Here is a 26004-nt window from a genome sequence, read left to right on the forward strand (position 1 = left end):
TCCATGCAAACGAACATGGTGGAAGTATGACGACAGTGAAAAGTTTTCCATTTTCTCCATATCTCTCCCCTGTTACAATAAGATAAGGTTGAAATGAAGAGTGAGGGATACAAATGGCTAAGGAAAGCTTTGATAAAGAAATTCAATTTCTACGAATGCTTGTCCTCACTAGTGGCGCGTATAGTCGTCAGCAATTTGCGGAGAGGCTGGGGATCTCGGTACATACCTTTGATAAAACATTACGCCGGTTAAAAGAAATCGTAGCCACGATGTATCAACAGGCACCGGACACGCAAAGGAAAGAATTCACTGAGATGCTGCGATACAGCTATTTCGATTCAACGGACCCTATGCTGCTGTTCTTATTTCGAGCGAAGTCATTGAAAGAATCCGAAAGTCAGCGAATTTCTACGCTTCTTGCTGCTTTGAATGAGCAGGCACTTACCGCTATTGAGCTGCTGGATGTATGTTGTAAAGATATCCAGCCTGATTCCTCACTTCCTGATGAGAAAACGGTTCGAAACGACTTGAAATATCTTGAAGAAGTCGGTGTCATCAAAAAAGTGCCAGGACCACGCCCCTACCGTTATCGCATACATAATGATTTAATCCATGAACTTAGCCAGGATGAGCTTCTTGATCTCTATGATTTCATTGATGTGATGTCGAATACACAGGTACCGTCGGTACAAGGATATTTACTGCGAGACGGGCTAAAAAAGCATATGAATCGGACTTCATCGGAACCGGCATCCATAGAGCCATTCCTTTATAAATATCATTACCATTCACGTATTTTGGATGAAGCGCATCTATCCATCCTTCTATCAGCCATTCAAAATCGTCGCAAGATCGAATTCTTATACTTTTCGCCCAAAAATTCGCAGTCTTATTCATCGAAAAACACAAACCCATTATTTGAACGGGAAATGGAAGGGAAACTGCAGAAAACATTACCGCTCAAAATTGTCTACGACCACCAATATGGACGATGGTACCTTCTTGCTTATGACTCCCGGCATGGTATCAAGAAATATCGCATGGAAGGCATGACTCAGATTGAGCAGGGTGAGACTGTCGACTCCATCCTTTTTGATGAGAAGAAAAGTGTATTGGAAGAGAGTATAAAGCATAGTTGGGTCCTTGATACCGGACGATCGGTTATCTTGAAAGTAAGATTTTTTAATCCTGGCGATACGGGGCCGAATTTCATTAAAGATCGTGTCCTTCTTCAGGGGCAGTGGGGAGAAATTACAGAAGAACAGCTCGATTCGTTTATTTTCGAAATTAAGGTTAATGGAACTACGGAAATTAAGCCTTGGATTAGAAACTTCGGATCTAGCTGCGAGGTGCTTGAACCGATCTATTTTCGGAATGAGATGATTGCGGAGTGGAAGGAGCTTGAGACGTATTATGAACCTGTTCGAGAAAATATTTAACTATCAAATGATTACGCGCCTAGAGAATTCGGGCACTTTCATGATCACCTCACAGGAAAGGTCATGGCTGAAGACCATGCTTAATCACCCCTCGGCGTCCCATGCTTTCACCCCAGTGACACTCAAAAAGCTTGAATCTGTGCTTGTTGATGAGAACCCCTTGGATTTTTCTGATGCCTTTATTGAGAAAGCTCGAAGCAAGGAGAAGCTAGTCTATCACCCGATGCTTCGCGCATTACGTCGATTCATTACGAGTCAAGCCGCTATCCAACTTACATTCAAAGTGAAGGATGATCGGACTTTTACCAATGAAATGGCTTTTCCCTATAAGCTTGAGTATTCTTTGGTGAAAAAAGAATGGTACTTGCTATGGTATCACATCAGACATCGGGCGATGATGAGTACGAAACTGGAAAAAATTGAATCGATCAAAGAGTTGTCCATTTCTCCTGAGCGAGTTGCCCAAATTGGTTTAGACATAGAGAAACTGCTGCAAAAACGTCAGATTCATGCAACGATTGAGGTTATAAAAGAGTACAATCGAGAATTGTCGCGGATTTTATATGCCTTCTCTTGCTTTGAGAAGCAAGTCGACTACGATGAAATTCAAGAAACGTATACAATCCGATTAACCTTTCAAAACAATGAAGCCGAATATGTCCTTAGCAAACTTCGCTTCTTGGGTAAGCGCGTGCGCGTCACCCAAGGCGAATATTTGCAAAAGAGAATGCTTGAATCGGCCAAAAAAGCTTTAGCTAGGTATGGGGAGTCCTAAGCTTAATCAAAATCATTCCATGTGAAGCCTTCTTTTTGACTACGGCGCTCATCCCGGCAAGAAGAACAACGTTTTGGCGGATCCCAGCCACGCATGCGGAATACATCCTGTTCCTCTATCTTCCATTCAAAACGTTTTCCGCATTCCCAGCATTTAAGTCGTTCTGCTTCGCGCGGTTGATGGAACAGATCGGAGGTAATTCCCACTTGAGGCGCGGCACCTTCTAGAACTAAGCGACTCTCCCCCTTATTCTGAAGATGAGCAATAACCTCCATTATCGCTTTCTTCACCTTTTGATAATCGACAAGATGCCACTGCTTGAGTAGTGGAATGAAGCTTTCATCCGAAGTGCCGGCAACTTTCTGTAAAAATAGTAGAATCATGCCTCGGTTGCGATCTTTCAGATAGGACATATCTATATCGCCAATTCCAGCTTCAATCCACTGGTTCCACTGATGCAGCAGCAGGTCAGTCAACTGATCACACTGGATCAGCCATCCTTTTTCTGTGAAAATAAGCAGGGGCATATCTCGGTTGTACTCCAATTCAAGAAAATCATTCTTGATCATCCAATCGACTCGTTCTGTAATTTGCTCTAGAGTCAAGTAACTATAGTAGCCATAAGCCACATTCGTGTTCAATTCCAGCTCCAACAGCTTTTTATCACGTGAGCCCTTTAGAATTTTGGCTAACATGCTCCTTCCTCCGCTACCGATCAAACTATCTGCCGCGTGAAGGATATAACGGATTTCCTCTTCTCTTAAACTAGCTGTCAGCTCCGGTTTCGACTGCTTATTCTTATGATTCAACGCGGCCATGAACAACTGTTCCTCCTCGCCATACTTTTTTCGGGTCAAACGAACAATGAGATAGATCGGCTCTTTAAGGGTAAAAGTCCAGTACCAATACCAGTATCAGCCCCCTCCAAGAAGATGGATAAAATAGGACGTAATGACCCTTGTTCTTGCGACAGCGGTAAGAAATACAAGAAGTGCTTCAGCAATGCATAGATAAATTTGGCTCTCGTAAGCAAAATCCCAACCGTTGACATTTGGTTTGGGATTTTGTTTCTAATATGTACAAGCAAGAAATCAATAAATCACCTTGCCGTTGATCCGGGTTTCAATGGTAGCCTCTGGAGGAAGGGAAGGACGTAGGCTCTCCAACTCAAATAACTGATCAATATGATATACACCATGTGATAACACTGAACTGTAAACTTTATCCGACACAGAAGCGGCCACCATAGCGGTAATCTTGGCTTCGTTTATTCCCTGTAAAAAGCTCTCAACCAACACATCTTCTTGCCCCCTTTTTCCCCATGTATCGATTTTTACGGCAAACATCTCTTTTCCGAATCGCATCTTACCGAACAATTGAATCGCGGCATTACGAATCGTCTTTAACTTCAATAATCGGAACATTCCCGATACTCTCAACCACGCGAGTAAACCAGTCACCGCAATCGAATCGAAACAGAGACGTGTGGAAACAATTGGCACTCCAAGAGTTCGCGTAAGTGCATGTTGGTCAGAAAAATTAAATCGATATGCCTTTCTATGTCCCAACTCTGATCCAAAATCCGTTTTTTTTCCGTCCGTGAAACTAGATACGACAACTCTATTCCCATCTTTTACGACACCAAAATCCGTGCTCAGATTATCAACGGTCCATTCTATAGCGGCTTGTCCATGTTGATCTCCCATTCCCAGCATAATGTATATATCTATGGCATTCGTCTGATCCATCAGATGTTTGGCACGAAGAGCCAGCAAGTTTGTCAGCCCCGGAGCGAGTCCAACACTCAACACGGCCGTTACATGACTTGCGGCGGCTTCCGCACGCAATCCTTCCAACTGCGATAGAAACGAATCGTTCGCAGAAACATCCACATAATGAACCCCGCTTTTGAAACAAGTTCGAACAAATGCAGTGTCCGCCTGATCCAGACACATCACGACCAGCATGACGTCTTTCAAAATGTCCGGATCGACCGCCTCCTTGATATTTAGCTGTAAAGGCCTTACCTTCCCATTGGTTGTGCTGCTGAATTGCTCAGCCCGGCTAAAGTTTCTTCCCGCCGCATATACCTTACCTGGATATAACTCACCCAGATCCCTGCAAATCATTTTTCCTACATGCCCATATCCGCCAACCACTATAATGTCATTCTTCATAACCATCTCTCCCGTCAACTTAATTGGTATAGTTACTAAACTAAATAATCAAAAAAAATTATTTCTGTAAAAACTCGTTTAATTTTTCAATGCATTTCTCAAATATTTCGATCTCTTGATCGCTTACCTGAGTACGAAGCTGATCGTAAAAATCAACGTGTACTTCTTCGTGAGCTGTGAATGCTTCCTTCCCTTTCTCGGTAAGTGAAATCACAATTCCCCTCGAATCATGTGGATGCGACGCTCGTGTTACCAATTCTTTATCTTCCAATCGGACGATAAGCTGTGATACAGCGCCTTTCGTAACGCCCAGACGGGCAGCGAGTTCGCTCATTAATACCGCACCCTCGTAACCGATCGCCTCGATCGTGTGAATTTCACTCGGAGTCAGGGATCCCGCGTTTCCAAAAGTTTGAGGATGACGTTCGAGCCTCCTAAGCTGCATGATTAACCTTCCAAGATTATGGCTTCCTTTATTCCTACTATGTGACGGAGAGACATTTATATTATCCATAATTTTAGTTTAGTTGCTAAACTTGTTGTTTGTCAAGTCGAGTCAATTTCTGAAGGAAGCAACAATAAAGTCTGCCTGATCTCCGATGCGTAACCAAGGGAGATCAGGCAGACTTTCTTTAAGGTTTATTTGCTTTTCAAGCCGCTATATGAATAACTCCATCTGCTTAACATCCCCTAATCTTTCGAGGGAAATCGGCGCGTAATCACGGAAATAAGCCTGATTAATCTCCTTCTCTTTCGTCATCACTAGCTTGCTTCCATTAGCCGCTTGTCTTAGCCTGCAGCTAAAGACGACAGGGAAATAGTCTTTAAGAAATTTCCCTTCCGCATGCGCGGTGAGCGCTATAATTTGGAAACCGAGCTGCTCTGCAATAAAAAACACAGGACTCAAGACATGATCACTCGACGCTTTCCCGAAAGGATTATCCAGGATTACGGTACGATGTCTTTTCATATTCGCTTGAATATGCTGACGTTTTTCAGCGACATAGTTGAGTAAACCCAAGAATAAGGTCATATTCTTGCTCCATTTTTCCCCGCCGGACCAATTATTAGACTGCTCCCAGGAGAAGGAAGCCTTCGTTACGTTATTTTCATTGGTTACTTTGCGGCAGGAGACTTTCATCGGTCTTTCTTGCAACACAATGTGCAGAAGCTGCTTGGTATCCAGCCATTTTTCGATCTCCTTACGAACGGTGGATTTCACTTCCTGCCCGTTGTCATCCCGATAGTGACCTTTTTCCAATTCGGCTAAAATCCATTCCAGATGCTTGCGCAGATAGTCCTTGGCCTCCAGCTCATCCCATTCGGGAATTTGGAACGAGTAAATGTGCTTCCACTGGTCCTCAACCTTGACTCTGGTTTTATTAGGGATATCTCGAAGTTCAGAAGCAATAAGCTTAATATGGCTGTGTACATGAATGATATACTGCTCAAGCTGCTGATTATGGGTGCGCATCGTTTCTTCTGCGACATGGTTGACACGTTCAATCCGGCTGTGCATTTTCTGCTGAAATTGCGTTAGCTCCTGGTAGTTGTCTTTTTTCTCGACACCTTGCTCGGCCATATCTCTCATTTTGACATCTTTGATCTGTTTCCGGCAAAAATCAATAAAGTGAAGTCTGGCCTTTTTCACCAATGACTCTTCGACTTCCAGTTCTTTTATAACGGCGGATAGCAAAGTCACTGATTTTCGGACCATCTTCATTCTGTCATACGGAAACTCCGCTTTCTGCTCCTGAGCGATGAAGGCTGCCTGAATGAGCGGATTTTCAAACCCATGCATGATTTTGTATTGATTTAAATATTGGATAACCTCTTCAATTTTGCTTAATTGGGCTTGGATTTGCGCATGCTGCTGCTGTAAGCCCGTTTTCAGCTGTTGCAGACGCGTATCCTCACTGTGGACCTGCTGATCCACATCAGTCAGAGACTCCGTAAAGGTTAGAGGGAGCCCACCTGAATGCGCAGCGCTATACTGCTCAATCAATAGTTTTATCCTCGTCGCCAGCGCATCAAATTGCTTCTCGACTCGCACGAATTCTTCTTTGTCACGAGACAATCGTGATTCATATTCCTTCAGCTCCGATAACAGCTGCGACATCTGTTCTTCGCCGGTCACCGTGAAGGCAAGATCTTCATTCAATTCCAAGTCTGCTTGTTCCAGCCGGAGCTTGCTCATCTCTTTCTCCAGCGTTGTTCTGCTGGACTTGGCATGGCTCCATTCAGCTTCAAGCTGCTGTCGCCCTTGGGATATGTGATTTATCTTAAGATGCAAATCTTTTCTTTCCGTTTTCAACCAATCTAAGCTATGTTTCGCTTCAATCGGCTGCATATCCAGCATTTCGATATACAAATCTTGACTTTGAAGACTCGCTTTCTCCGTTCTCAAATAGTTCATTCTGCTTTTCACGTCTTCGATCTGCAGCTTCACTTGCTCCATGGAGCGCTGTCTGCTCTCCCACTTGCTTTGCCGATCTTCTGACTGCTCACCTAGCTGTTCGATGACCCCATTCAAAGTTTCGATTTCTTTGCCCAACTCGACATATTTTCGCCCTTTTTCAATCCACTGCTGGAGCTGGACTATCTCACCTTTTTGCTCGTCCATGACGGAATTGTGCTGCCCAATCGTCTGCTCAACCTGGCGAATGGATTTCCGAATGGCATCCCCCTGGCTCTCTAACTCACGCACACGTTCGCGTTTAAGTCCAACTTGTCTTTCAATTTCTTGCACGACCTCAAGCGGATAAGAAGCAATGAATCGACTGAAAGAAGCTTGTAGATCAGAAGTGCGCTGCAAATCGTGTTCCTTTGCTTTTCGTGTGGTCCGAACTTCTTCCCCTTTTTGCGATATCGTTTGTTTCCAGCTCACGAATTCCGCTTCATCCGTATTATCACGCCAATGCTGCGGTTCAACCCAAGCGTTATCATCGACAGCTGCCGGTGTATCACTATTGGCAAGACGCGCTGCTTCCTGTGACGAGATCACTTGAATCGGGAACTGCATATCCTCCGCATACTGCCGCAGCTTGCTCGCTACTAACCCAACCTCACCCTCAGTCGTAATTAACGTCACAGACCAAAGAGGATGAGTCATCGCCCGTTCGGTTAGCTCCAAGCCTTGCAAATATTGAATGCCTGTCTCCAATAAGGCGAACTGATTTCTCCATTTGTCCACTAAGCCTGCCACATAGACATCAGCAAAAAATGTATCCTGGTAGCTGTAATCATCGATGTAACGGAAAGCAAGACGCTCCTTCAATAAGTAAGCTTCCTTCTCCAGCTGCTGCTTTTCCGTATCTTCTCTAAGCCGCTCTTCAATTGAACTCTGCTTCTCATAAACGGTGGAGAGTCTCCCCCATGAAGACTTGTACGCAGCAATTTCGTCAAGCATGGATTGATGCTCTTTTTTAAACGCTTCGAGATTTTGCTCTGAACTTGCACGTTCTACGTAGGCGATCTTGAGGCTTTCACTCACACCTTCCAGCTCTCGCTCGCTTTCTTCTTTACCGAATGCCAAATCCTTGTTCTTCTGCACAAGCAGCACATTGCTGTCATCCAACTTCTGATAACGCTGAATCCAGTCCGCCATGCTGCCTTCCATGCTTTCGACGGCCGGGTTGGCCAAAACATTGGCTCTCAGCGCCTCTTTATCTTTCTCGCGGGCCTGCACGATAGATCTATGTTCAATGAGCTGCTTATTTAATTCTTCTAGTTCGCTTGACAGCTCTCTAAGCATCGTTTCCTCTAAGTCGGTCCTATTCTGATAAGCAGCTAATTCCTGACTCAGTTTCTCTTCTTCAACCTGCCACTCTTGCTCCATCTGGCTGTAAATACTGCGAATTTGCCCGCCATTATTGAGCCATGCTTCCTTCAGATCAGCCTCTTCCTCGGTATTGCCAAATCGATCCAGTTCACGCTGCAAATAGTTCATGCGCTCCTCGGTTGAGGTTAACTGCTGCCTGTATTCGGCTAAACGCAAAGAGTAGTAGTGCTGTTTAGCACTTCGCACCAGCGTTTCTTTGAGCTCAACGTCTTCCTCAACCAATCTGAGCTTTGTTTCCAAAGCGGATTGCTCCTGCTTTTGCTTGGCAATATGAAGCGACTCATTCTTCCGAGCCAATACCTGCAATTGCTGGTCGCATTCTGACATCTGATGATGCCATTGCGAGAGCTTGGCACTTTCCTCATTCTTCTGCTCATTCACGAGCAGCCAATAGGCCTTCGTTTCAGCTTGAGCGGCTGCATAAGCCATCTGTTTGGTATCCATTTTAGCAAAATGGCGCACATAGCCATCCAGTTCCACGAGGATTTTTTTATTTTCTTCGATTTTTTCTTTTAATTCTTTATATTTTTTGAAGCTGTCCCTATGCATTTCAAAATTATTCGCGAACTCGCCTTGTTCATATCCGGCCATCGCATCTTCTACAGTTGGGATCAACAAGCGATCGAACAACTGGCTCGTTGTTTTACATTCATCAAAAAAGCTCTCTACACCGCCCTCTGAGCTATTGATCTTAGCAATACGATCCCACTCTGATGAGATAATGTGATAATCGTTCTCCAATATTTTCTTATACTCTTTCAATGTGGACGGCAGCTTCGCGTTCATTTTTTTCGACGTCATTTGGTGGTAATAATCATGAATTTCGCCTTTATCCGCTGCTCTAAGATTGCCTGCACTTTCCTTGACAAAAGGTATCCGATCAATAGCATCGGCATCAAGCTCCTGATAATCATAGACATACCGGTAAGAGTCTATCCCTGTTGCTGTCAGAAACAAGCTGACGCAAGTCACCACATATCTCCGTGGCCTTTCACTCAGAATCCACTCAATCGCGATATGCGCAGGACCGTTTTCGAGACTTAACGTATCCTTCATTTTACGTCCTGCAAGCTCCGCGTGCGGAAGGATAGCTTGAATGGCAGACTGGATGAAAACCGTCTTGCCCCCTCCATTTTCGAGCAGGATTGCGCCATTATGCCCATCGAAATGAAACAATTCATCGTTATAGCGCTTATTTCCATCCTCATAGACCACATTCGTAAAACGTATTTTAGAGATCGCTGGCATGTTCGCTTCCCTCCCCCTCAAACGAATCGCTTTGATATAAAAACTCCAAAATACCGCGGTTATACTCCAGCTCCATAAAATAACGCTGCACAACCACTTTGGCCTTTTCGGTCAAGGCAATTTCCTGGTTGCCAATATCGATTACCAGCTCTTGCGCAACCAGAAACTTGCGGACAGAGTCCATGAAGCTAACCCGGCTAATCGTATTCCCGCTTTGTCTCGCGGCTGTCTCCTTGATATCGTCCATGGCGCTCCATTTTTCAATCAAGGCCGTCCAGTTATAGGAAAATTCCTGTTCCATCTCTCTTAATTCGGCTTCAGGATGCGTCTTCAACAACGCAATTCGCTCATTCACAAGCGCCGTCCATTCTTCAATCCCGATGAAACTTCTCGTGGGCTCCATCGTTTGATAGCTATCATAGAAGGCGCCAATTAGCACAATAATGCTGACATACATCAGATAAAGATCCGCATTAACGGCATTCGCCCGCAGATAGGTGCGTTTAATCACTTCATTGTTCATATGAAAAGGCGATAGCCTTGTCTCTGGAATCATATACAACTGTTCTCCGGCAATGATCGTTACGCAATCGACTTCTCGCGCGAATTGATCCACAAGCCCGCGTACTACATCGTCCGCCATATATTCTTGGAGCCATTCTTTGCCAACCGCGTTATCGCGAGCGAGCAAGGTATAGATGCGAAAAGCTCTCATTACTGTCCCATTTTCAAGTCCCATTGTCATCCTGTTCTCCCCACGAAATCAACATATTCTGTATGCTAAACCTGTCATTTACCTTCATAATATCCTTTTGCTCAATGATAACCAGACAGCGGCCTCCCAGAAGCATATACATGTCTTCCAGCAACGTCCCCGGCTCTTCATTCTGCTGCTTATCCCTATCATCCGCCCGTAGGGGGCTTCTTTGATGCAAATAAATCCAAAAATCATAGAAAGCTCTTTCGCCCAGCAATCTTGCATGTTCGCTCTCTCCGAACCAATGAATAAACGGTTTCAATTCGACTTGCCCCTGCTCTTCCATCCTTTGCAGCAGCAGCTCCATAAGAAGCATATACAGCTTTTTCTGCATCGTTTGGTACCGGTATTCGTCACTGTCTCCGCCAATTTCCAGAAACTTGTCATCCCGCTCCTGTCCGCTGCCGTCTTCCAGCATATTTTGTTCGGCCCACACCGTCAAAAGCGACCACATCTTCGTCTCTTGAACCGGCAGGAACGGGGCCAGCACACCTTTCATCATTTCCAAAGGCAATGGCGTACTAAAAATAAGAGAAGCAATATCCTGATCAAAGTTAAAAGAGTCCAACCCGGTATAGTATAAGGATTCTTGCGCTGCGCTGAGTGCTTGTGATTTCAACACCATACTCTGGTGAAAAAGAACAGAATGCTCGCCATGTACCTTCTCCAACTCATTGGATATTCGTAAAATTAACTCATATGGCCGCTGATCAGCCTGTCTAACCGTCTGTGCCTGAACGCGATCCTTGGTCTCCTTCACAAATTGCCGCAGCTCTTCGAACTCTTCATTCTCCATCTGCAAGCGCAAATAAATATCTTCCAGCAAACCTTTATAACGTCCGAATGTTTCTTCGGATACGATATTTCTTTTCAACTCATGCTCCAGCTTGACCATTCGCTCCTGCAAAGCTTCCACATCTATCCGCATCTCATTAATTTGCCGCAGTGCTCCTTCAAACTCGCCCTTTTCCAATTGCTTGCGCAGCACCAGCTGATGAATCGACAATTGAAATTCGGTATAAAATTCCTTAGTCGCAAAAATAAGCTCCAACCCATCTTCGTCGAGCGTGTAGTACTGCGTATTCGTTTTTAAGTCGAATGCATTAGCTTTCAAAATAGATATGTAAATATGCTCCGTATGACCGGATTCCCAATTCATAAACGTAAAATCCCGTTTCTTCCCTGTCGTCGGGCGAAAAACTTGCGTAATCTGCCGGGCAAGATCTTCAAAACCGACATCGTCCAAATCGATGAAAATCCCCGTCACCTTCAAAAGGAACTCGGCTAAGTCTTTGACACCCGCCTTGTTATTGCGCATCAACTTCTGCTCAAAAAAGTAAAGCAGCGTCAACAGCCCTAGCTCCATGAAATCTATCGGTTTGTTTTGCCGATCAGTTTGGCGCTTTCTCTGAAGCTCATAGAGAGGATCAAAAAGTGCCAGCTTGGTCATGCGTTCCCGAAATCCGGAAACAACCTGACCAATTTCTACGTAATCCATGCTGTGTGCCTCCAAATCATACAAAGCTCGTGTGTAGGTAATATTTCTTGGGGGAAATAACCGCCGGCTGCTAAACTGCGGTTGATTATCATTTGTTCCTCCTCTGTAAAATGAGACACAAATGCCTGTAAAGCCTGCTCAAAATCACGTTGGTTTTCTTTGCCGGAAGCAAAGTCCCTGCTCAGACATGCTCTGTAGAAGGGAAGGGCCAAACTAGCCGGCCTGCCAAAAAGAGCGAGCACACGCTCATTGAATAGATGCCAAATGTGGATTCCTTCCTTATCTATATCGCCAAAATAGTAAAACTCATGAGCAGGGTCCCTGAGCGGAAGCTGCATCGGCAGCAGCTCAATGCTCTTCGTTACACGATAACCGCCGCCAAAAATTAGCGTCGCGAACGGGACATCCGGCAAAACTTGCAACAGCGCTTGATAGGTTGTTTTATTTTCAACGATGAGATGCTTATGAACCGCATTGGTTAGGCCATACGGATTCACAGCAAACATCAAGGGATCATCCACAGGGAGAATAAGCAGCTTATCCCACAAACCAATTCGGATCAGCAGTCTTTTCCCTTGCTTCTCCGTTATCCATTTCTCATCAGCAACAAGCTCAAAGCTTCTCTCCGGTTCTGGTGCGGGAGCGCTTGGGAGCATATTCTTTTTCAAGTAAGCATCTATTCGTTCAATAAAAGGTCTATCTTTCTCCCAAATGCTAGATTTCAATGAATAGTAGGCATCGAGGTTTATGAACGGGTGCAATTGCAATCTGGCTCGATGGATTTCCTTATGAGTATCTTCCTTTAAACGATTCTTCTGCACACTATATTGATAGGCAAGGGATAGTTGTTTCCCCGTTCTCCCTTGGCTTTGAACCATCTGAAGAATTCCAGCAGCCTCAAGCTCCAGTACCGACCTAGAGAAGTCTTCATAGGTACATGGTTGTCCCATGTCTTCTAATTCTTGAAGAGAAACTGTCTTTTTCTTTAATGATTGTAAATGCGATCGTATTTTCGAATTGAGATCCATGTAAAGTTGCTCCTGTTTGAGAATATATGCCTATTATATCAAAATTCAAAGGTTGAAGGATTGATGGGCTATTGGGAAGTAGTTCCATCCAATAAAAAAAGCCTGTTTGAGCGACTAAGCCCAGACAGACTTTATCAGAATTACGATTTCAAGCTAGGTGTCCATGCTGATTTGATCCCAGGATTTCTGGTCAGCTTGAATTAACCAAAACAACGCCCTGCGTCTTTCCATGACAATACTTTCGTTTAAGTCATTGGCAGTCGCTTCCCCACGAACTCTAGCATTGACACAAGCCCAATGGAGCCGATAGACCTTGTCAGCTTCGTCCTGAATCTCCTGACCACTTCGCATCTGGATCCGACTTACAAATTCCTCGAACGTGTTACAGCTAGAAACCGTTTGGATCGCATAATCACAGTCACAGAGCTGATTCGGCAATTGGAGTGCTTCAACCAACCCGAGCGCCCAAATCAGAGTCCAGAACGCCTCGTATTGCCAACTAATAGGGATGGCTTCTTCTCTACTCGGCTGGTTTCCAAATAGCAAGTGCTTTTCCTTTTCCGTCATATCGTTTTCCACTTCATACTGCTTCAACAAATTGAGAATGACTTCTCTGGATTGATTCAACTCTGCCCCATTCGCGACATCACACGCAAACTGGATCACCAAAAGCAGTGCAACAGCTCTTTTGGCTATTTCCTCTTGAGAGCGAAACTGACTGTTTGCCAATGGCGGCAGCTCCGGCAAATGTTCAATAAACGGAATATGATTTTCCCTTAGATAAGCAATCGACTTTTGTTTACGTTCTTCACCTTCCGTAGTCTTCGACTCCGCGCTTCTTATTTTATTCGTACAAGCATGAGGTGTGAACTTCGAAGGCCCGGTTGTCCCATCGGGGTGCACGATTACAAGTCCGTCTTGCCCCAGCAGGGTACCATCAGGCAAAAAGCCGATTCCACTTACTCGGCTGGTCAAGGCGAGAAAACGTTCATAGTAGCCATCATCGTACTCTTTGTCCGTTTGAATAGCGATCATTGTATTAATGACGGAGATTTGCGTAAACACCAATGATTTTGTATGTTCATCCTGCATTTGTTTGCTTTCATAAAACCCCATCATACCTGGGATATTTCTGCTGAAGTAATCGGGTTCACTTTCTTCTGAAGCTATTTTGATGAAGATATGATTCTTATTGAACAACTTCTTGGAGCGGATCGCGTACTCGTTGTCATTTCTTTCTATTTTAAAACCGTCATCGAATATGTCAGCTATGTACTCTTCAATGCCTTGTGTGTCGTTCCTCGAGGCGTATATGGTGAAATACTTCATGTGATTTCCTCCGATCATGTTGGCCGTGTTCGCATTTCGCATTAATCCAATACATGGATAATAACATTTTTATGTACTTATAACAGCATGTAATATCGCTGTGGTTCTGAAAACCGCATAAGGAAGAATATCCAACCCAACTTGGTATTTCAGAAGTAACTAGATGCTTTGCTGATAAGAATAAAAGTCCGCTTAAGCTTATGATAAAAGCTCAAGCAGACTTTTATATTTATTAATTAGTGAATTGAAGCTTGGACAGCATTCTACTTAAAATGACTGAGCTCTGAGCCCGAGTAGCCATCGCCGCTGGATCGAATTTTCCAGAAGTAACACCTTCTACAATTTTGTTATTAGCCATTATAAAAATGGATTCCTTCGCCCAATTTCCAAACAAATTCTCATCTGCAAACGTTATTTTCTCGCCTGCATTGCTGCTGACGGAGTATCCGGCAAAGTTCATTGCACGATAGATCATTACTGCCATCTCTTGGCGAGATATATACTGATTCGGATGGAATGTCTGATCTTCGTAACCAGTTACGATACCTGCTTCCGTAGCAGCGTACACTTGGCCCTCGAACCAGTCACTAGCGCGAACATCGGTAAATCGGTTTTTCGGCAATGTGACAGCGTTCAATCCGATTGTCCGAGCGATTAGTACAGCAAACTCCGCACGGGTTACCATTTGGTCTGGTAAAAAATCTTCCTTGGATACGCCTTGAACAATCATTTTGTTCGCCATACGTTCAATGTCTTTTTTTGCCCAATGATTATTCACATCAACAAAAGTGACATTGTTTTCCAACAGTAAGTAGGTACTGTTCGTTCTGCTGTAGATCGAAACTTCCGTTCCGGAAACAGTAAAAGGAACCGGTTGGTACACGATATTTCCTTTGCTATCCGTCACCACGCGAACCGCCGCTATATGACGTCCGGTTAAATCGGTCTCCGTGTTAATGGAACGCGACACATATTGCGTGAAGCTAGAAACCTCTACACTTTTTCCGTCCGTAGACATGGCCTTAATTGTAAACTCCACTGCTCCAAGCGCTTTTTGACCGGAAGCTTTCGCCTTCTCAGTTGCAGCGGAATTTCTGCTAATGGTCACTTCTACAGTGATTTGGTCCTTCGATACACCGAGCTTGGCTGCCAAATCTTGAACATTGATCTGTTTCACCGGAAGCTCATAGCTCCCCGCTTTGGTTCCCACTCTCACGGATTTGATAGTTTCCTCCGCTGCAACTTTTTGCAGAGCGTTGTTCGTTAGGGACACCCTAGTTTGATCTACGTTCACACTAGAGTCTACTAATAGAATGAGCTTACCGGTGCTGCTGTTCTTCAGCGCAGCATCAATGATTTGATCGTTTACTTGAGCTAGGGCTACCTGTTTCCCGTCAACGCTCTTAACTTCTGATTTAATTGTAGTGACTTGATCAGTTTTAGTATTACTTGAATCGATTGGTATAGCATGTGGAGTCTCGGAACCCGACGAATTCGCACGATTCACTCTGATCGTATAGGTCTTGGCATATCCACTTACTGGCGTAACGTCGATACGAATCGTGTTAACTCCGACTGTCAGGTTAAGAGGCCCATACGTATTTCCGCTAACACTTGATACACCGTTAACCCTCAATATTGCGCCTGGGTCATCTGCAGTTGGTGTCACGCTAATATTGTTCACGCTGTTTTCAACGTTAACCGTGTAATCGGTTACTCCTGCGTCGAACACAGGAGTCATTGTTCCTGCACTTACGGTCAAATTGCTTAAATCGGCGTTCATTGACACAGAAGAAGATAATTTCAACGCTGGTCTAAGCGATTCAAATTCTTTTTCCTTAGAGTATATTTCCGAATTTACTCCTTGTTTCTTAGGATCTACGACCATAAATGTTGCCGTACCACCTTGCTTGGATAAGACAAAATCAGATAATTCTTTTGTAGATACATCATAAGAATCTACTTTATAACCTTTCATTGTAAAGCTACCGAGATAAAAAGCCGTCTGACCTTCACCTACTACATCCGTGCTGACAGGGCTATGATTGGGTGAATGACTCCAATTTATCGTATTTTCAGTCCAGCTATCATCACTCAATCCATAAACGCTTAGGGTGACTGTTTCATCACCTGGATTGCTGTCTGTTAGCTTTCCGCTTAACTGAAGCGCGGCACTCGTTTTCCCGTTCACACCGCTCAAGTCGTACTTGAAATAAGCTATGCCGTTGCCACTACCATTTACTGTGCTTTTCACTGTAAGGTTATTTACTTTGTCGGAAGAACCTGTGCCATAATTCTGCTGTGGATTCGCAGCCTCTACCCATGCATCTTCAGAAGCATGAATCAGCGAGTCATAGACTATATTTCCAGAAGAGTTATCCACGTTAAAAAGTGTGTTATTTAAATGGTTATTTTGCATGACCATGCCATACCCTTTGACAATCTTAATTCCACTGACATTACCGACTATTGTATTGCCGATCATTTGAATATCTCTCGGATCTCCAGCTCCGATGAAATTGGCATTCTTATCACCTATATCATAGTCAGTTACAATCGGATGGTCTGTATCGGTAAAGTTTTGTATGATATTGCCCCTGACAATGCTTCTAGGTGCATTCAAAATGCTAATCCCCTTGATATCTTGATTGTAGCTTGTACGAATTAAGGTATTATCAAGCTCAATCGTGTTGTTTTCAATGATGGTATCAGGCGAACTCATCGTTAGAGAAACGCCTTCAGCTGAATTTCTAATCGTATTATCGTGAATATGGTTGTATGGACCTGATTCACTATGATTGCTCGGGAAGCCGCCGCCTGTATTGCCCAACCCAATACCGGCACCTATGCGTACTCCGACAATCGTGTTTCCGTACACTTCATTCAGGTACTCATTTTCTCCATGAAGGTCGATAGCGTCCAATGTCGTGCTGGAAAATTGATTATTTCTCACAACGTTATTATGAGAATAGTACTCAATAATGACTCCATGCCGCAAAGCAACCGTTCCATCAAAAAAATTGTTTTCCACCAAGGCGAACAGCGAATCATCATTCATACCGAAATGGTCGTCCTTCGGCTTTCCTTGGATGGATATTCCATAGCCCGATCCGCTTGGACCTATATCGGTAGCCTTGCGGAAGATGGAATTTCTCACTGTAACATCGCTAGCTTTACTGAGCCGTATACCCATTTGTTGGAATTTTTCGAAAATCACATTATCGATCACAATGTTATTTGGCCCGGGAGACGATGCATTCGCTTGATCGATATAAATTCCGGTCTTAGGACCGCCACTGGTAAGACTTAAAATGCCCGGGTCGGTCGAATACGTGTTGTTCCAAGTAGAAGTAATCGTTAAATTAGAGACGACAATATTATTTAGACTAAATATCAGTAGTACCCTACCGCTTCCTGCAGTAATGCCGGTACTTGTAACATGACCTGTGGCATTAGGAGGGACAAATCCGTTATCCATGTCTGAAAGCAAAACTGTACCTTCACGGCTTTCTCCTCTGAAATTCACCCCAGTCTTTAATCGGATATGGGAGTTTGCATCCGTAGGATGAGCAGAGAGTAATTTATACACGCCATTTGGCAAATAAACCTCATCCCCGGGTTGGGCATCGTCAACTGCTTTCTGGATGGCTGCCCGGTCATCGCTCACGCCATCTCCCTTTGCGCCATATGCCGCGTCTTTGACATTCAATGTTCTTCCCATTACTTGATTGGGTGTAGGCAGTAGATGTACCATACCATCTGGGTTATACAAACCCGCTTTCGATGGGCGTACGACTGTACTTGGAGTCACAGGAGTTCCTTGTGAATATGGAGCATTGACCAGACCGTTCGGATTAGGTGAATACAGATGCACTACGGTGTAACCGTTATAGTCTGTAGCGGAATTCCCGTTCCCAATAATCCTGACATAACGCGCATCCATGTCAGGTAGATCAAAGTTTTCCATCTGCAATGTAGTTCCGCTACTGTTTCCGTTATAAACGGTATGCCACGTTACAGCATCGTTGGAGGTTTGAACTTGAAAGAAGTAAGATTTTTCATTCCCTTTATAAAAGGCGATACCTATAAATCCAATGGATGAAATCTTACCCAGGTCGAATTGAATCCACTGGCCTTTCCCATCAGCTCCCCAACGCGTAGTTAAATCATCCTTAACATTTACTTGCTTATTTCCAGAAGCCGGATCTTGATCCCGTGTACCATCATAGCTACTGGCTGTGATTTGTGTATCACTTAAATCATATTTCATTTGCGGGGTAGCCGGAGCCTCATTGGAGTTCGCACTATGAATGCTGCTTACGTTTACGTCCTGAACTACATAAAAATAAGTCGTTCCATTCTGAAGATTTGTATCCGTGTAAGCGGCATCCGTAACATTAGATGCAACAATGCTGTAAGAACCATTAGACGTACTCGCTCTTTTCACCATATAGCTGACAGCGCCGGCTACAGGCTCCCACTGCAGCTTAGCTGATTTATATCCAGGGATGGCAGTTAAGTTTTTCGGTGCCTCTAGGGCCGGTGCTATATAAACAGGAACCTCAGATGAATTTGGGCTCTCTCCGTTCAAATTAAAAGCGGAAACCACATAATAATAGGGGCTGTTTATATTTAGTCCCGTGTCAATAAAACTTGTCAATGTGGGATATACCGTACCAACTACAGTGTTGGGGCCATATGGACCACCGCTTACTACGCTTCGTTTGATGTGATAGCCTGTTATTTGGCCTACTGAATTCCAAGATAAGGAAGCTTGTCCATCACCAGGCGTCCCATTGAATTGTGCTGGCGCAGCAGGTGGAGCTTGTGTAGAGGCCTGAGGTTTGACTTGGAGTTCGGAAGAAATCAACCCGTCGATGTAGGCTCCATTGTTAGCTTTGGCAACAGAACTTACAGCATAATAGTATTGGGTACCATTGGTGACGCTGCTATCTGTGTAAACCCCATCGGTGACGGTTGCAATGGTCGTATACGGACCACCGCTTGTTGTACTCCGCTTTACCGTGTATTGTTCCGCTCCAACCGCTCCAGACCAATTCAGATTAACCTGATTGTCCACAGATGCTACCGCAGTTAAGCCAGTAGGCGCATTAGGAAACACTTTCATAGCATGGAAGTTATCTATATAGGCTTCGATGGACGAAGTTGCATTAACTCCAACCTTAGTCGAAGCGGTCGTAATGCTGGTATCCGTAACTGTGAGAGTCGGTCCGCCGGTTATGGAGCCGATCAATCGAGAGCCTTTTACAAGCAGTGTTAAGGTATAATATTTATTAGGAGTAAAATTGGGAATAGGCTGCTGAGTTATAATTGCAGTAGTACTGCTGGTTCTTTTAAGAAGCTGCAAATTCCCACTTTTAATGACCAAACTGTAGTAATCGCTGTTGCTAGCCTGTCTTGCATCAATACCTACTTGACCCGAAGGGCTTGGGATTGTTCCTGTTGTCACTACTTTAATATCTGCCGATACTAAAACATCCGTTGCATCAAACACGTAACTTCCTGTTCCCCCAATAAATACGGTTGTGGATGATGTGCTTGGATTCGTTACTTTTAATGCTTTTGAAGCTCCATCTTGTACAATACCCCAAGGATTCGTACCGGAATTTGATTTCCAGCCGAATTGTGTGTCCCCATTGCCGCTTGTTCCAAACGTTGCTGCAGTCGTAAAGTTTTCAAAATCCTCAGACCATTCATTTGCAGTACTTAACGTAGCAGCTGACACCAACTGTATTGGCGGTATAAACATGATTAGCAGCGTCATACAGAGAAGAACACTTATGTTTTTTCTAATGAATTGTATACTCATTCCTAACACCCCTTTTGATCATTGATAAAATCGAACTAGTTTTTATGGAAAACGCTTTCAAATTCATTTGGAAAGTACTACTCCAAATTTCTATCCCCTCTCTAGAAAAAAGAAATACAACATTTTTTGCAAATAATTATCTTTTTTATATCACGTACAGAGCAATGGACATAGAACTTTTCCCATACTAAGTTGTGATATTTTTAGATACTCATATCCCCCTTCTAATTGAATATAGTTAGTAATGAGCATCATTTTTTGAGTTGACTGCTACGAAGCGAGAAGCTTTTTTTATATGTTAAAGGAGGTGTCCTCATGACAGAACCCCTATTTATCGTTTCCAAAGAGGATTGGTCCTTGCATCGCAAAGGATATCAGGATCAGACCAGGCACCAAGAGAAGGTGAAAGAAGCCATTAAACAGAATCTTCCCGATCTGGTTACCGACGAAAGCATTGTTATGTCCAATGGAAAACAGGTCGTGAAAGTACCTATTAAGAGCCTGGATGAATACCGATTCCGCTATAACTTCAGTAAAGGAAAACATGTTGGTCAGGGAGACGGGGACTCTCAGGTCGGAGACGTTTTGGGTACAGATCCACAGCCAGCCCAAGCCCCCGGGAAAGGTGAGGGTGCAGGCGATCAAGCCGGCGAGGATTACTATGAAGCGGAAGTGAGCATGGAGGAACTGCAAGCCATGTTGTTCTCTGAGCTGGAGCTGCCCAATTTGAAGAAAAAAGATAAGCGCAATATGACAACGACGGAAGTGATTTTCAACGATATCCGTAAAAAAGGGATTATGTCCAACATCGATAAGAAACGGACAATTCTGGAGAACATGCGGCGTAATTCACGCTCGAACTCCCCTGGGATCCATCATATCAGTCCCGATGACCTTCGTTTCAAAACGTGGGAAGAGATAGAGAAGCCTCACTCGAACGCGCTGATTATTGCGATGATGGATACCTCCGGTTCCATGGGTTCCTTTGAGAAATATATAGCCCGAAGCTTCTTTTTCTGGATGACGCGCTTCCTGCGCACGAAGTATGAGAATGTCGAGATTGTATTTATTGCTCATCATACTGAAGCTAAAGAGGTCACGGAGGAAGAGTTTTTCACCAAAGGCGAAAGTGGAGGTACGATTTGCTCCTCGGCTTACCAAGCAGCGATTGATATTATCGACAAAAGGTATCCACCGTCACAATTTAATATTTATCCATTTCATTTCTCCGACGGAGATAATTTGACATCAGATAACGAACGCTGTGTGAAGCTCATTACGCAGTTGATGGAGCGCTCCAACATGTTCGGTTACGGAGAGGTCAACCAGTACAATCGCAGCAGTACACTCATGTCCGCTTTCCGCCATATTCATGATCCTAAATTTCTTCATTATGTCATTCGTGAGAAAGGTGAAGTGTACAAAGCACTGAAAACCTTTTTTACCAAGCAGGAAGGAGTGGCTGTTCAGTGAGTAAATCCGACATTCAGCAGTCTCGAATACGCCATTGATGAAATAACGGAAATAGCGAAAGGGTTTGGACTTGATTTCTTCCCGATGAGGTATGAAATCTGCCCGGCCGAAATTATATACACCTTCGGTGCCTACGGGATGCCGACGCGTTACAGTCACTGGAGCTTCGGCAAAAATTTTCACCGTATGAAAACTCAGTATGATTTTGGCTTGAGCAAAATTTACGAATTGGTCATTAACTCTGACCCCTGTTATGCCTTCTTATTAGATGGGAATTCTCTCATTCAAAATAAGCTGATTGTCGCACACGTTCTTGCCCATTGTGATTTTTTCAAAAATAACGCTCGCTTCGCAAATACGAACCGCAATATGGTAGAAAGCATGTCCGCTACCGCCGAAAGAATTCGGCAATATGAACTCGAACATGGCATTGACGAAGTTGAGCAATTCATTGACGCCGTGCTAGCTATTCAAGAGCACATTGATCCTGTGTTAACCTTATCCTATCGACAGTCGCGTAAGCGTCAGGAAACCCATAAAGCCTCCACACCAAACGCCCGATCTGTAGCAACCTATGGATATGAGGATATATGGGATCTAGATGTTAAGAACAAACCTTCTGCACCTGAAAAAGAGGAAAACAAACGCTTTCCACCTCAACCTGAAAAAGATATTTTGCTTTTCATTGAGGAGAATGCCCCCTATATGGAAGATTGGCAGCGAGATATTCTGACGATGCTCCGCGATGAAATGCTCTATTTCTGGCCGCAGCTTGAAACGAAAATCATGAACGAAGGCTGGGCTTCCTACTGGCATCAACACATATTGCGCGAGCTGGATTTGACTGAAGAGGAAACGATTGAGTACTCCAAGCTCAACTCCTCGGTTGTAGTTCCATCTCGTCATACCTTAAATCCTTATTATCTTGGGCTTAAAATTTTTGAAGATATTGAGAAGCACTGGGATAATCCGACAGAAGAAGAAATAAGAAGGCATGGACGCAAGCCCGGAGATGGCCGGAATAAAATATTCGAGGTTCGCGAATACGAATCAGATACCTCTTTTATCCGAAATTATTTGAATAAACCGCTTGTGGAAGAACTCGATTTATATATATTTGAAAAGAAAGGTCCTGAGTGGAAGATTACGGATAAAACGTGGGAAAACACGCGGGATCAGCTCATTTACTCTAGAGTGAATGGTGGCTTCCCCTACATTGTTGTGGAAGATGGCGATTACCAGCGCAGCGGGGAATTGTATTTGAAGCACGCTTTTGAGGGGGTCGAACTTGACCTCAAGTACGTCGAGCGAACGCTCCCCTACATTTACAAGCTCTGGGGCAAATCCATTCATATGCATACCATCGTCGAGGATAAACCGGTTTTGTTCACTTTTGACGGGAAGAAGCATCATCGTCGTTTTCTGTAATACGAAGAGGCCACTTGAACGCATAGGTTCAAGCGGCCTCTATTTGCACCTGTTTTATATTCCCGAGCCTCGACAGAACTAGTGCTAATCCGACAACGATAATCGACGGACTTATTCGTTAATAGATGATATTCTTAACTCTCAGTTGTTATATTTATTTTTTTGATAGGAGATGAGTTGAAGTTGAGAATGAATATTTTATTTAACAAAACACCGATTTCTGTCAATTTCGTTGGAACGGACCACAAATTAATTCCCTCTCTGATCAACGCTCTTCGTTATAACAAATTTACAACGATGAACCTTGCTCAACCGTTGGAGCACGTTGATTTATTTAGTTCAGAAGCCATTTTATATGCCAAAGATGGGAATAAAGCAAGAATCCCAATTTTTTAATTACATATTTGTTACATACGCATAAAGATCTGACCAAAATTAGGGGCACAGAAAACAAAAAAATGAGATGGCAAGATTCTTGCCTTCTCATTTTTTTTGTTTTCTTTCGAAGGGAAAGTCACCCGATCTCTAGTTGGCGGAACGTCGATGCGTTATTTCGGGAAATCTGTGCGTGAAATAGAATAAGAGGAACGTGAGTGCGCTATTTGATCTATATGAGCGATCCGGAGGCAAAAAAACGTGAAATAACACATCGTCGTTCCTCTTCCTCAGGATTTCGGCTGTTTTCGCCCAAATAGTGCATCTACGTTCCCTCGATAAGTTTTGGTTACCAAAGCAAAGCAAACCATAGCACATTACAGTTATGGGCAAAGAGTCATAACTTCCAAAAACACCTTTTAGCATAGCCTCTTCTAAACAAGCTTAAACTAGCAACAGTTGCGGCATGGTCACTCCAATGTATCTAAACCTTAGCGTGAAGTTTGATAACCGCATGAATCGCCGTCATAATTTCACGTTCAACCGCTTGAGCAACTACATCGGTATGAGGGTTGTAGACTTCTCTCAAATCAGCGTCGGCGTAACCGTCTAGCGCAACAATCGCACCCGCACGCACGCCACGCAATGAAGCGATCACATAGAGCGCTGCGATTTCCATCTCAACGGCAAGAGCTCCGGCTTGCTTGTACTTGCGGTGCGGAAATTCCTCGACACCTTGGAAGAAGGCATCCAAGGTCACGGTAATCCCTTTGCGCACAAGACCATCCGTCTCTGATGCGGCTTCGTACAACGCCTGCACGACATCCAAGTCAGCAACTGCTGGGAAGCCATGCGGAACCAGCTGGCGGGTTAAGCCCTCTTCCCTCACAGCTGCCGTACTGACGACTAAGCTGCCTGGCGGCACATCAGCGGAATACGAGCCTGCTGTGCCAACGCGAATCAGTGTCTTTACGCCGCCTTTGATCAGTTCCTCGAAGCAAACGGCTGCTCCTGGCGAGCCAACGCCATGGCTGACAACCGTAATCGGAACGCCTTGGAATTCACCGACAAACGTGCGATATTCACGGCTGAAGGCGAGTTCTTTGCTTTGCTCGAGCTTGCTGGCTATGACTTCCGCGCGAAAAGGGTCACCGCATACGATCGCGTAGGGTGATAAATCCTCTGAATGAACCTGTAAAATTGGCAATATCATGTCAATCAAACTCCTTCTTTTCCCATTCATCTTCAGGAATCGGAATCGCTTCCCCCGAGAAGCGCTGCTCTTGGAATGGATCAGCCACATTATGGAAGCCATTTTGTTCCCAGAAGCCCTCACGGTCAGCTGTCATAAATTCGACGCCTCGAATCCATTTCGGACTTTTCCAAAAATACAGATGAGGTACAATCAACCGTAGAGGCCAACCATGTTTCGGCGTCAGCGGCTTCCCATCATATTTCAAAGCCAACAAAACGTGATCGCCCATCAGATCCTCGAGCGGAACGTTCGTTTCATACTCGTTGTCGGCATGCAGCATGACGAACTTACCTTGCGGCTTGATATCCAGCAGGCGAAGAAAATCGCGAAATAGAATCCCTTCCCAGGCTGTATCAAGCTTAGACCAACGGGTTACGCAGTGAATATCGCACAGGACTTGCGTTTGAGGCATCGCCAACAATTGTTCGTATGTGACAACTCTTTCCTCTTCGACCTCGCCAAACACTCGCAATGTCCACTCCGCCATGTCGTATTCCGGCACTTCTCCTTCATGCAAAATCGGAAACCGGTCTGTCAAAACCTGTCCCGGCGGGACTCGGTCTGACATGGAGGCACCTACGGAGGGAACCTTCATTTTTCTAATTCGATCAGCTTTGGTGTCTTTTGCCATCTGTTATTATCTCCTTTTAGCAGCCTAGCGCGAGCTTCCGTTAGCTTTCTGAGCATCTGCCATGTAGCTGCTCTTTCTAAAAAAGAGCATCGCGAGCAGCGTCACAATATAAGGAAGCATTTGTGTAAAATGAGTCGGCAGCGAGAAGCCCTGCAGCCTGATACTGAATGCATCCATCAGTCCGAATAGCAGACTTGATGCCATGACGCCAAGCGGATTGGCTTGTCCTAACATCGTTGCGACCAGCGCAATAAAGCCTCTTCCCGCCGTCATGCCTTCGGTAAACATCGTGACTTGACCTAGTGAAAGCTGAGCGCCTGCCAACCCGCAAAGCAAGCCGCAAATTAACACGGCCAAATACTGCATACGGTTCACTTTAATGCCTATGCTTTTCGCTGCAACAGGGTTTTCACCCACGGCCAGCAAACGGAAGCCAAGGACTGATTTAAACATAAAATACTGCAAGCCAAGCACCAGTACAAAGGCCAAGTAAACAAGCGGGGAATGGCCCGATATAATACCGCCGATTACAGGAATATCTTGTACAAAAGGAATGTTCCACTTTGGCAGCCCCATCATATTTTTATCGTAGAAGGCGCCTTTCACATGGAAAATGGCTTTTAGGCAAAACGCTGTTAAGCCAAGCGCCAGAAAATTAAATGAAATACCAACGACGATGACGTTCGCTTGCAAATGGATGCTAATATACGCAAATGCGAGTGAAAATAACATCGTCACCGCTATCGCAATCAAGACTGCTAGATAGACATTGCCGGAATAATGATTGCCTACAATTGCAGAGAACGCACCTACAAGCACGAAGCCTTCCAAACCAACATTAAACAACCCAACTCTTGAGCAGATTGCACCGCCGAGCGCAGCGAGGAGAATCGGAGCAACCATCCGAATCATGGAATTAA

The 26004-nt window shown here is 44.4% G+C and carries 18 protein-coding genes; 6 read left to right on the top strand and 12 right to left on the bottom strand.

What is annotated here, in order from left to right; genetic code table 11:
• The first annotated feature begins 113 nt into the window (after window positions 1-113).
• Both ACBP55_RS30180 and ACBP55_RS30185 read left to right on the top strand, forming a co-directional pair.
• A complete protein-coding gene (locus tag ACBP55_RS30180) occupies window positions 114-1439 on the top strand; it encodes a helix-turn-helix transcriptional regulator (protein WP_464646916.1) in 1326 nt (441 codons plus the stop codon).
• Entirely contained in the window at window positions 1414-2214 is an 801-nt protein-coding gene (locus ACBP55_RS30185) for a WYL domain-containing protein (RefSeq protein ID WP_464653451.1), read from the top strand. Before ACBP55_RS30180 ends, ACBP55_RS30185 begins: the two co-directional genes overlap by 26 nt.
• 2 nt (window positions 2215-2216) lie before the next feature.
• Here ACBP55_RS30185 and ACBP55_RS30190 read toward each other — a convergent pair whose 3' ends face one another.
• Window positions 2217-3032 (bottom strand): RQC-minor-1 family DNA-binding protein, encoded by an 816-nt coding sequence (locus ACBP55_RS30190; RefSeq protein WP_464646918.1) that lies wholly within the window; start codon window positions 3030-3032, stop codon window positions 2217-2219.
• Between the two features lie 114 nt (window positions 3033-3146).
• Between ACBP55_RS30190 and ACBP55_RS30195 the strand changes: the two genes are divergently transcribed.
• Window positions 3147-3224: an SEC-C metal-binding domain-containing protein gene (locus ACBP55_RS30195; protein WP_464653453.1), complete on the top strand. Its 78-nt coding sequence runs from the start codon at window positions 3147-3149 to the stop codon at window positions 3222-3224.
• A gap of 81 nt (window positions 3225-3305) precedes the next feature.
• Here the strand turns inward: ACBP55_RS30195 and ACBP55_RS30200 are convergent, their stop codons facing one another.
• The 8 genes from ACBP55_RS30200 to ACBP55_RS30235 form a co-directional block, all read right to left on the bottom strand.
• Window positions 3306-4391, bottom strand: a complete 1086-nt coding sequence (locus ACBP55_RS30200; protein WP_464646920.1) for a saccharopine dehydrogenase family protein — start codon at window positions 4389-4391, stop codon at window positions 3306-3308.
• Window positions 4392-4449: 58 nt separating this feature from the next.
• On the bottom strand, window positions 4450-4836 hold the full coding sequence (locus ACBP55_RS30205; protein ID WP_464646922.1) for a MarR family winged helix-turn-helix transcriptional regulator: 387 nt from the start codon (window positions 4834-4836) through the stop codon (window positions 4450-4452).
• Window positions 4837-5049: 213 nt separating this feature from the next.
• On the bottom strand, window positions 5050-9480 hold the full coding sequence (locus tag ACBP55_RS30210) for a coiled-coil domain-containing protein (RefSeq protein WP_464646924.1): 4431 nt from the start codon (window positions 9478-9480) through the stop codon (window positions 5050-5052).
• Window positions 9464-10225 (bottom strand): DUF6063 family protein, encoded by a 762-nt coding sequence (locus tag ACBP55_RS30215; RefSeq protein ID WP_464646926.1) that lies wholly within the window; start codon window positions 10223-10225, stop codon window positions 9464-9466. Before ACBP55_RS30215 ends, ACBP55_RS30210 begins: the two co-directional genes overlap by 17 nt.
• Complete coding sequence (locus ACBP55_RS30220; protein ID WP_464646927.1) at window positions 10209-11735, bottom strand: replicative DNA helicase; 1527 nt, start codon at window positions 11733-11735, stop codon at window positions 10209-10211. Before ACBP55_RS30220 ends, ACBP55_RS30215 begins: the two co-directional genes overlap by 17 nt.
• Window positions 11723-12763, bottom strand: a complete 1041-nt coding sequence (locus tag ACBP55_RS30225; RefSeq protein ID WP_464646929.1) for a Wadjet anti-phage system protein JetD domain-containing protein — start codon at window positions 12761-12763, stop codon at window positions 11723-11725. Before ACBP55_RS30225 ends, ACBP55_RS30220 begins: the two co-directional genes overlap by 13 nt.
• A gap of 153 nt (window positions 12764-12916) precedes the next feature.
• Window positions 12917-14092, bottom strand: a complete 1176-nt coding sequence (locus tag ACBP55_RS30230; RefSeq protein ID WP_464646931.1) for a DUF4272 domain-containing protein — start codon at window positions 14090-14092, stop codon at window positions 12917-12919.
• A gap of 232 nt (window positions 14093-14324) precedes the next feature.
• Complete coding sequence (locus ACBP55_RS30235) at window positions 14325-19922, bottom strand: S-layer homology domain-containing protein (RefSeq protein ID WP_464646932.1); 5598 nt, start codon at window positions 19920-19922, stop codon at window positions 14325-14327.
• 315 nt (window positions 19923-20237) lie between these two features.
• Here ACBP55_RS30235 and yhbH point away from each other — a divergent pair, with 315 nt between their 5' ends.
• From yhbH to ACBP55_RS30250, 3 genes are all read left to right on the top strand, one after another.
• Window positions 20238-21395, top strand: coding sequence for a sporulation protein YhbH (yhbH, locus tag ACBP55_RS30240; RefSeq protein ID WP_029197873.1), 1158 nt, complete (start codon window positions 20238-20240; stop codon window positions 21393-21395).
• 33 nt (window positions 21396-21428) lie between these two features.
• Window positions 21429-22823 (top strand): SpoVR family protein, encoded by a 1395-nt coding sequence (locus ACBP55_RS30245; RefSeq protein ID WP_464653454.1) that lies wholly within the window; start codon window positions 21429-21431, stop codon window positions 22821-22823.
• Between the two features lie 183 nt (window positions 22824-23006).
• Window positions 23007-23219 (top strand): hypothetical protein, encoded by a 213-nt coding sequence (locus ACBP55_RS30250; protein WP_029197871.1) that lies wholly within the window; start codon window positions 23007-23009, stop codon window positions 23217-23219.
• 463 nt (window positions 23220-23682) lie between these two features.
• On the opposite strand, the gene ACBP55_RS30255 is transcribed toward ACBP55_RS30250, so the two are convergent.
• From ACBP55_RS30255 to ACBP55_RS30265, 3 genes are read right to left on the bottom strand one after another with little or no spacing between them, the layout of a single operon-like run.
• Window positions 23683-24411, bottom strand: coding sequence for a nucleoside phosphorylase (locus tag ACBP55_RS30255; protein ID WP_464646934.1), 729 nt, complete (start codon window positions 24409-24411; stop codon window positions 23683-23685).
• A gap of 1 nt (window position 24412) precedes the next feature.
• Window positions 24413-25084, bottom strand: coding sequence for a sulfite oxidase-like oxidoreductase (locus ACBP55_RS30260; RefSeq protein ID WP_464646936.1), 672 nt, complete (start codon window positions 25082-25084; stop codon window positions 24413-24415).
• A 24-nt stretch (window positions 25085-25108) separates the two neighbouring features.
• Complete coding sequence (locus ACBP55_RS30265) at window positions 25109-25987, bottom strand: ABC transporter permease (protein ID WP_464653456.1); 879 nt, start codon at window positions 25985-25987, stop codon at window positions 25109-25111.
• Between the last annotated feature and the right edge of the window lie 17 nt (window positions 25988-26004).

Source organism: Paenibacillus sp. WG02 (genome assembly GCF_055396115.1).

Excerpts from the sequence above, each read along its gene's own strand:
- ACBP55_RS30180 (WP_464646916.1), top strand. The coding sequence starts at position 114 with ATGGCTAAGGAAAGCTTTGATAAAGAAATTCAATTTCTACGAATGCTT.
- ACBP55_RS30185 (WP_464653451.1), top strand. The coding sequence starts at position 1,414 with ATGAACCTGTTCGAGAAAATATTTAACTATCAAATGATTACGCGCCTA.
- ACBP55_RS30190 (WP_464646918.1), bottom strand. The coding sequence starts at position 3,032 with ATGGCCGCGTTGAATCATAAGAATAAGCAGTCGAAACCGGAGCTGACA.
- ACBP55_RS30195 (WP_464653453.1), top strand. The coding sequence starts at position 3,147 with ATGGATAAAATAGGACGTAATGACCCTTGTTCTTGCGACAGCGGTAAG.
- ACBP55_RS30200 (WP_464646920.1), bottom strand. The coding sequence starts at position 4,391 with ATGAAGAATGACATTATAGTGGTTGGCGGATATGGGCATGTAGGAAAA.
- ACBP55_RS30205 (WP_464646922.1), bottom strand. The coding sequence starts at position 4,836 with ATGCAGCTTAGGAGGCTCGAACGTCATCCTCAAACTTTTGGAAACGCG.
- ACBP55_RS30210 (WP_464646924.1), bottom strand. The coding sequence starts at position 9,480 with ATGCCAGCGATCTCTAAAATACGTTTTACGAATGTGGTCTATGAGGAT.
- ACBP55_RS30215 (WP_464646926.1), bottom strand. The coding sequence starts at position 10,225 with ATGACAATGGGACTTGAAAATGGGACAGTAATGAGAGCTTTTCGCATC.
- ACBP55_RS30220 (WP_464646927.1), bottom strand. The coding sequence starts at position 11,735 with ATGGATTACGTAGAAATTGGTCAGGTTGTTTCCGGATTTCGGGAACGC.
- ACBP55_RS30225 (WP_464646929.1), bottom strand. The coding sequence starts at position 12,763 with ATGGATCTCAATTCGAAAATACGATCGCATTTACAATCATTAAAGAAA.
- ACBP55_RS30230 (WP_464646931.1), bottom strand. The coding sequence starts at position 14,092 with ATGAAGTATTTCACCATATACGCCTCGAGGAACGACACACAAGGCATT.
- ACBP55_RS30235 (WP_464646932.1), bottom strand. The coding sequence starts at position 19,922 with ATGAGTATACAATTCATTAGAAAAAACATAAGTGTTCTTCTCTGTATG.
- yhbH (WP_029197873.1), top strand. The coding sequence starts at position 20,238 with ATGACAGAACCCCTATTTATCGTTTCCAAAGAGGATTGGTCCTTGCAT.
- ACBP55_RS30255 (WP_464646934.1), bottom strand. The coding sequence starts at position 24,411 with ATGATATTGCCAATTTTACAGGTTCATTCAGAGGATTTATCACCCTAC.
- ACBP55_RS30260 (WP_464646936.1), bottom strand. The coding sequence starts at position 25,084 with ATGGCAAAAGACACCAAAGCTGATCGAATTAGAAAAATGAAGGTTCCC.
- ACBP55_RS30265 (WP_464653456.1), bottom strand. The coding sequence starts at position 25,987 with ATGGTTGCTCCGATTCTCCTCGCTGCGCTCGGCGGTGCAATCTGCTCA.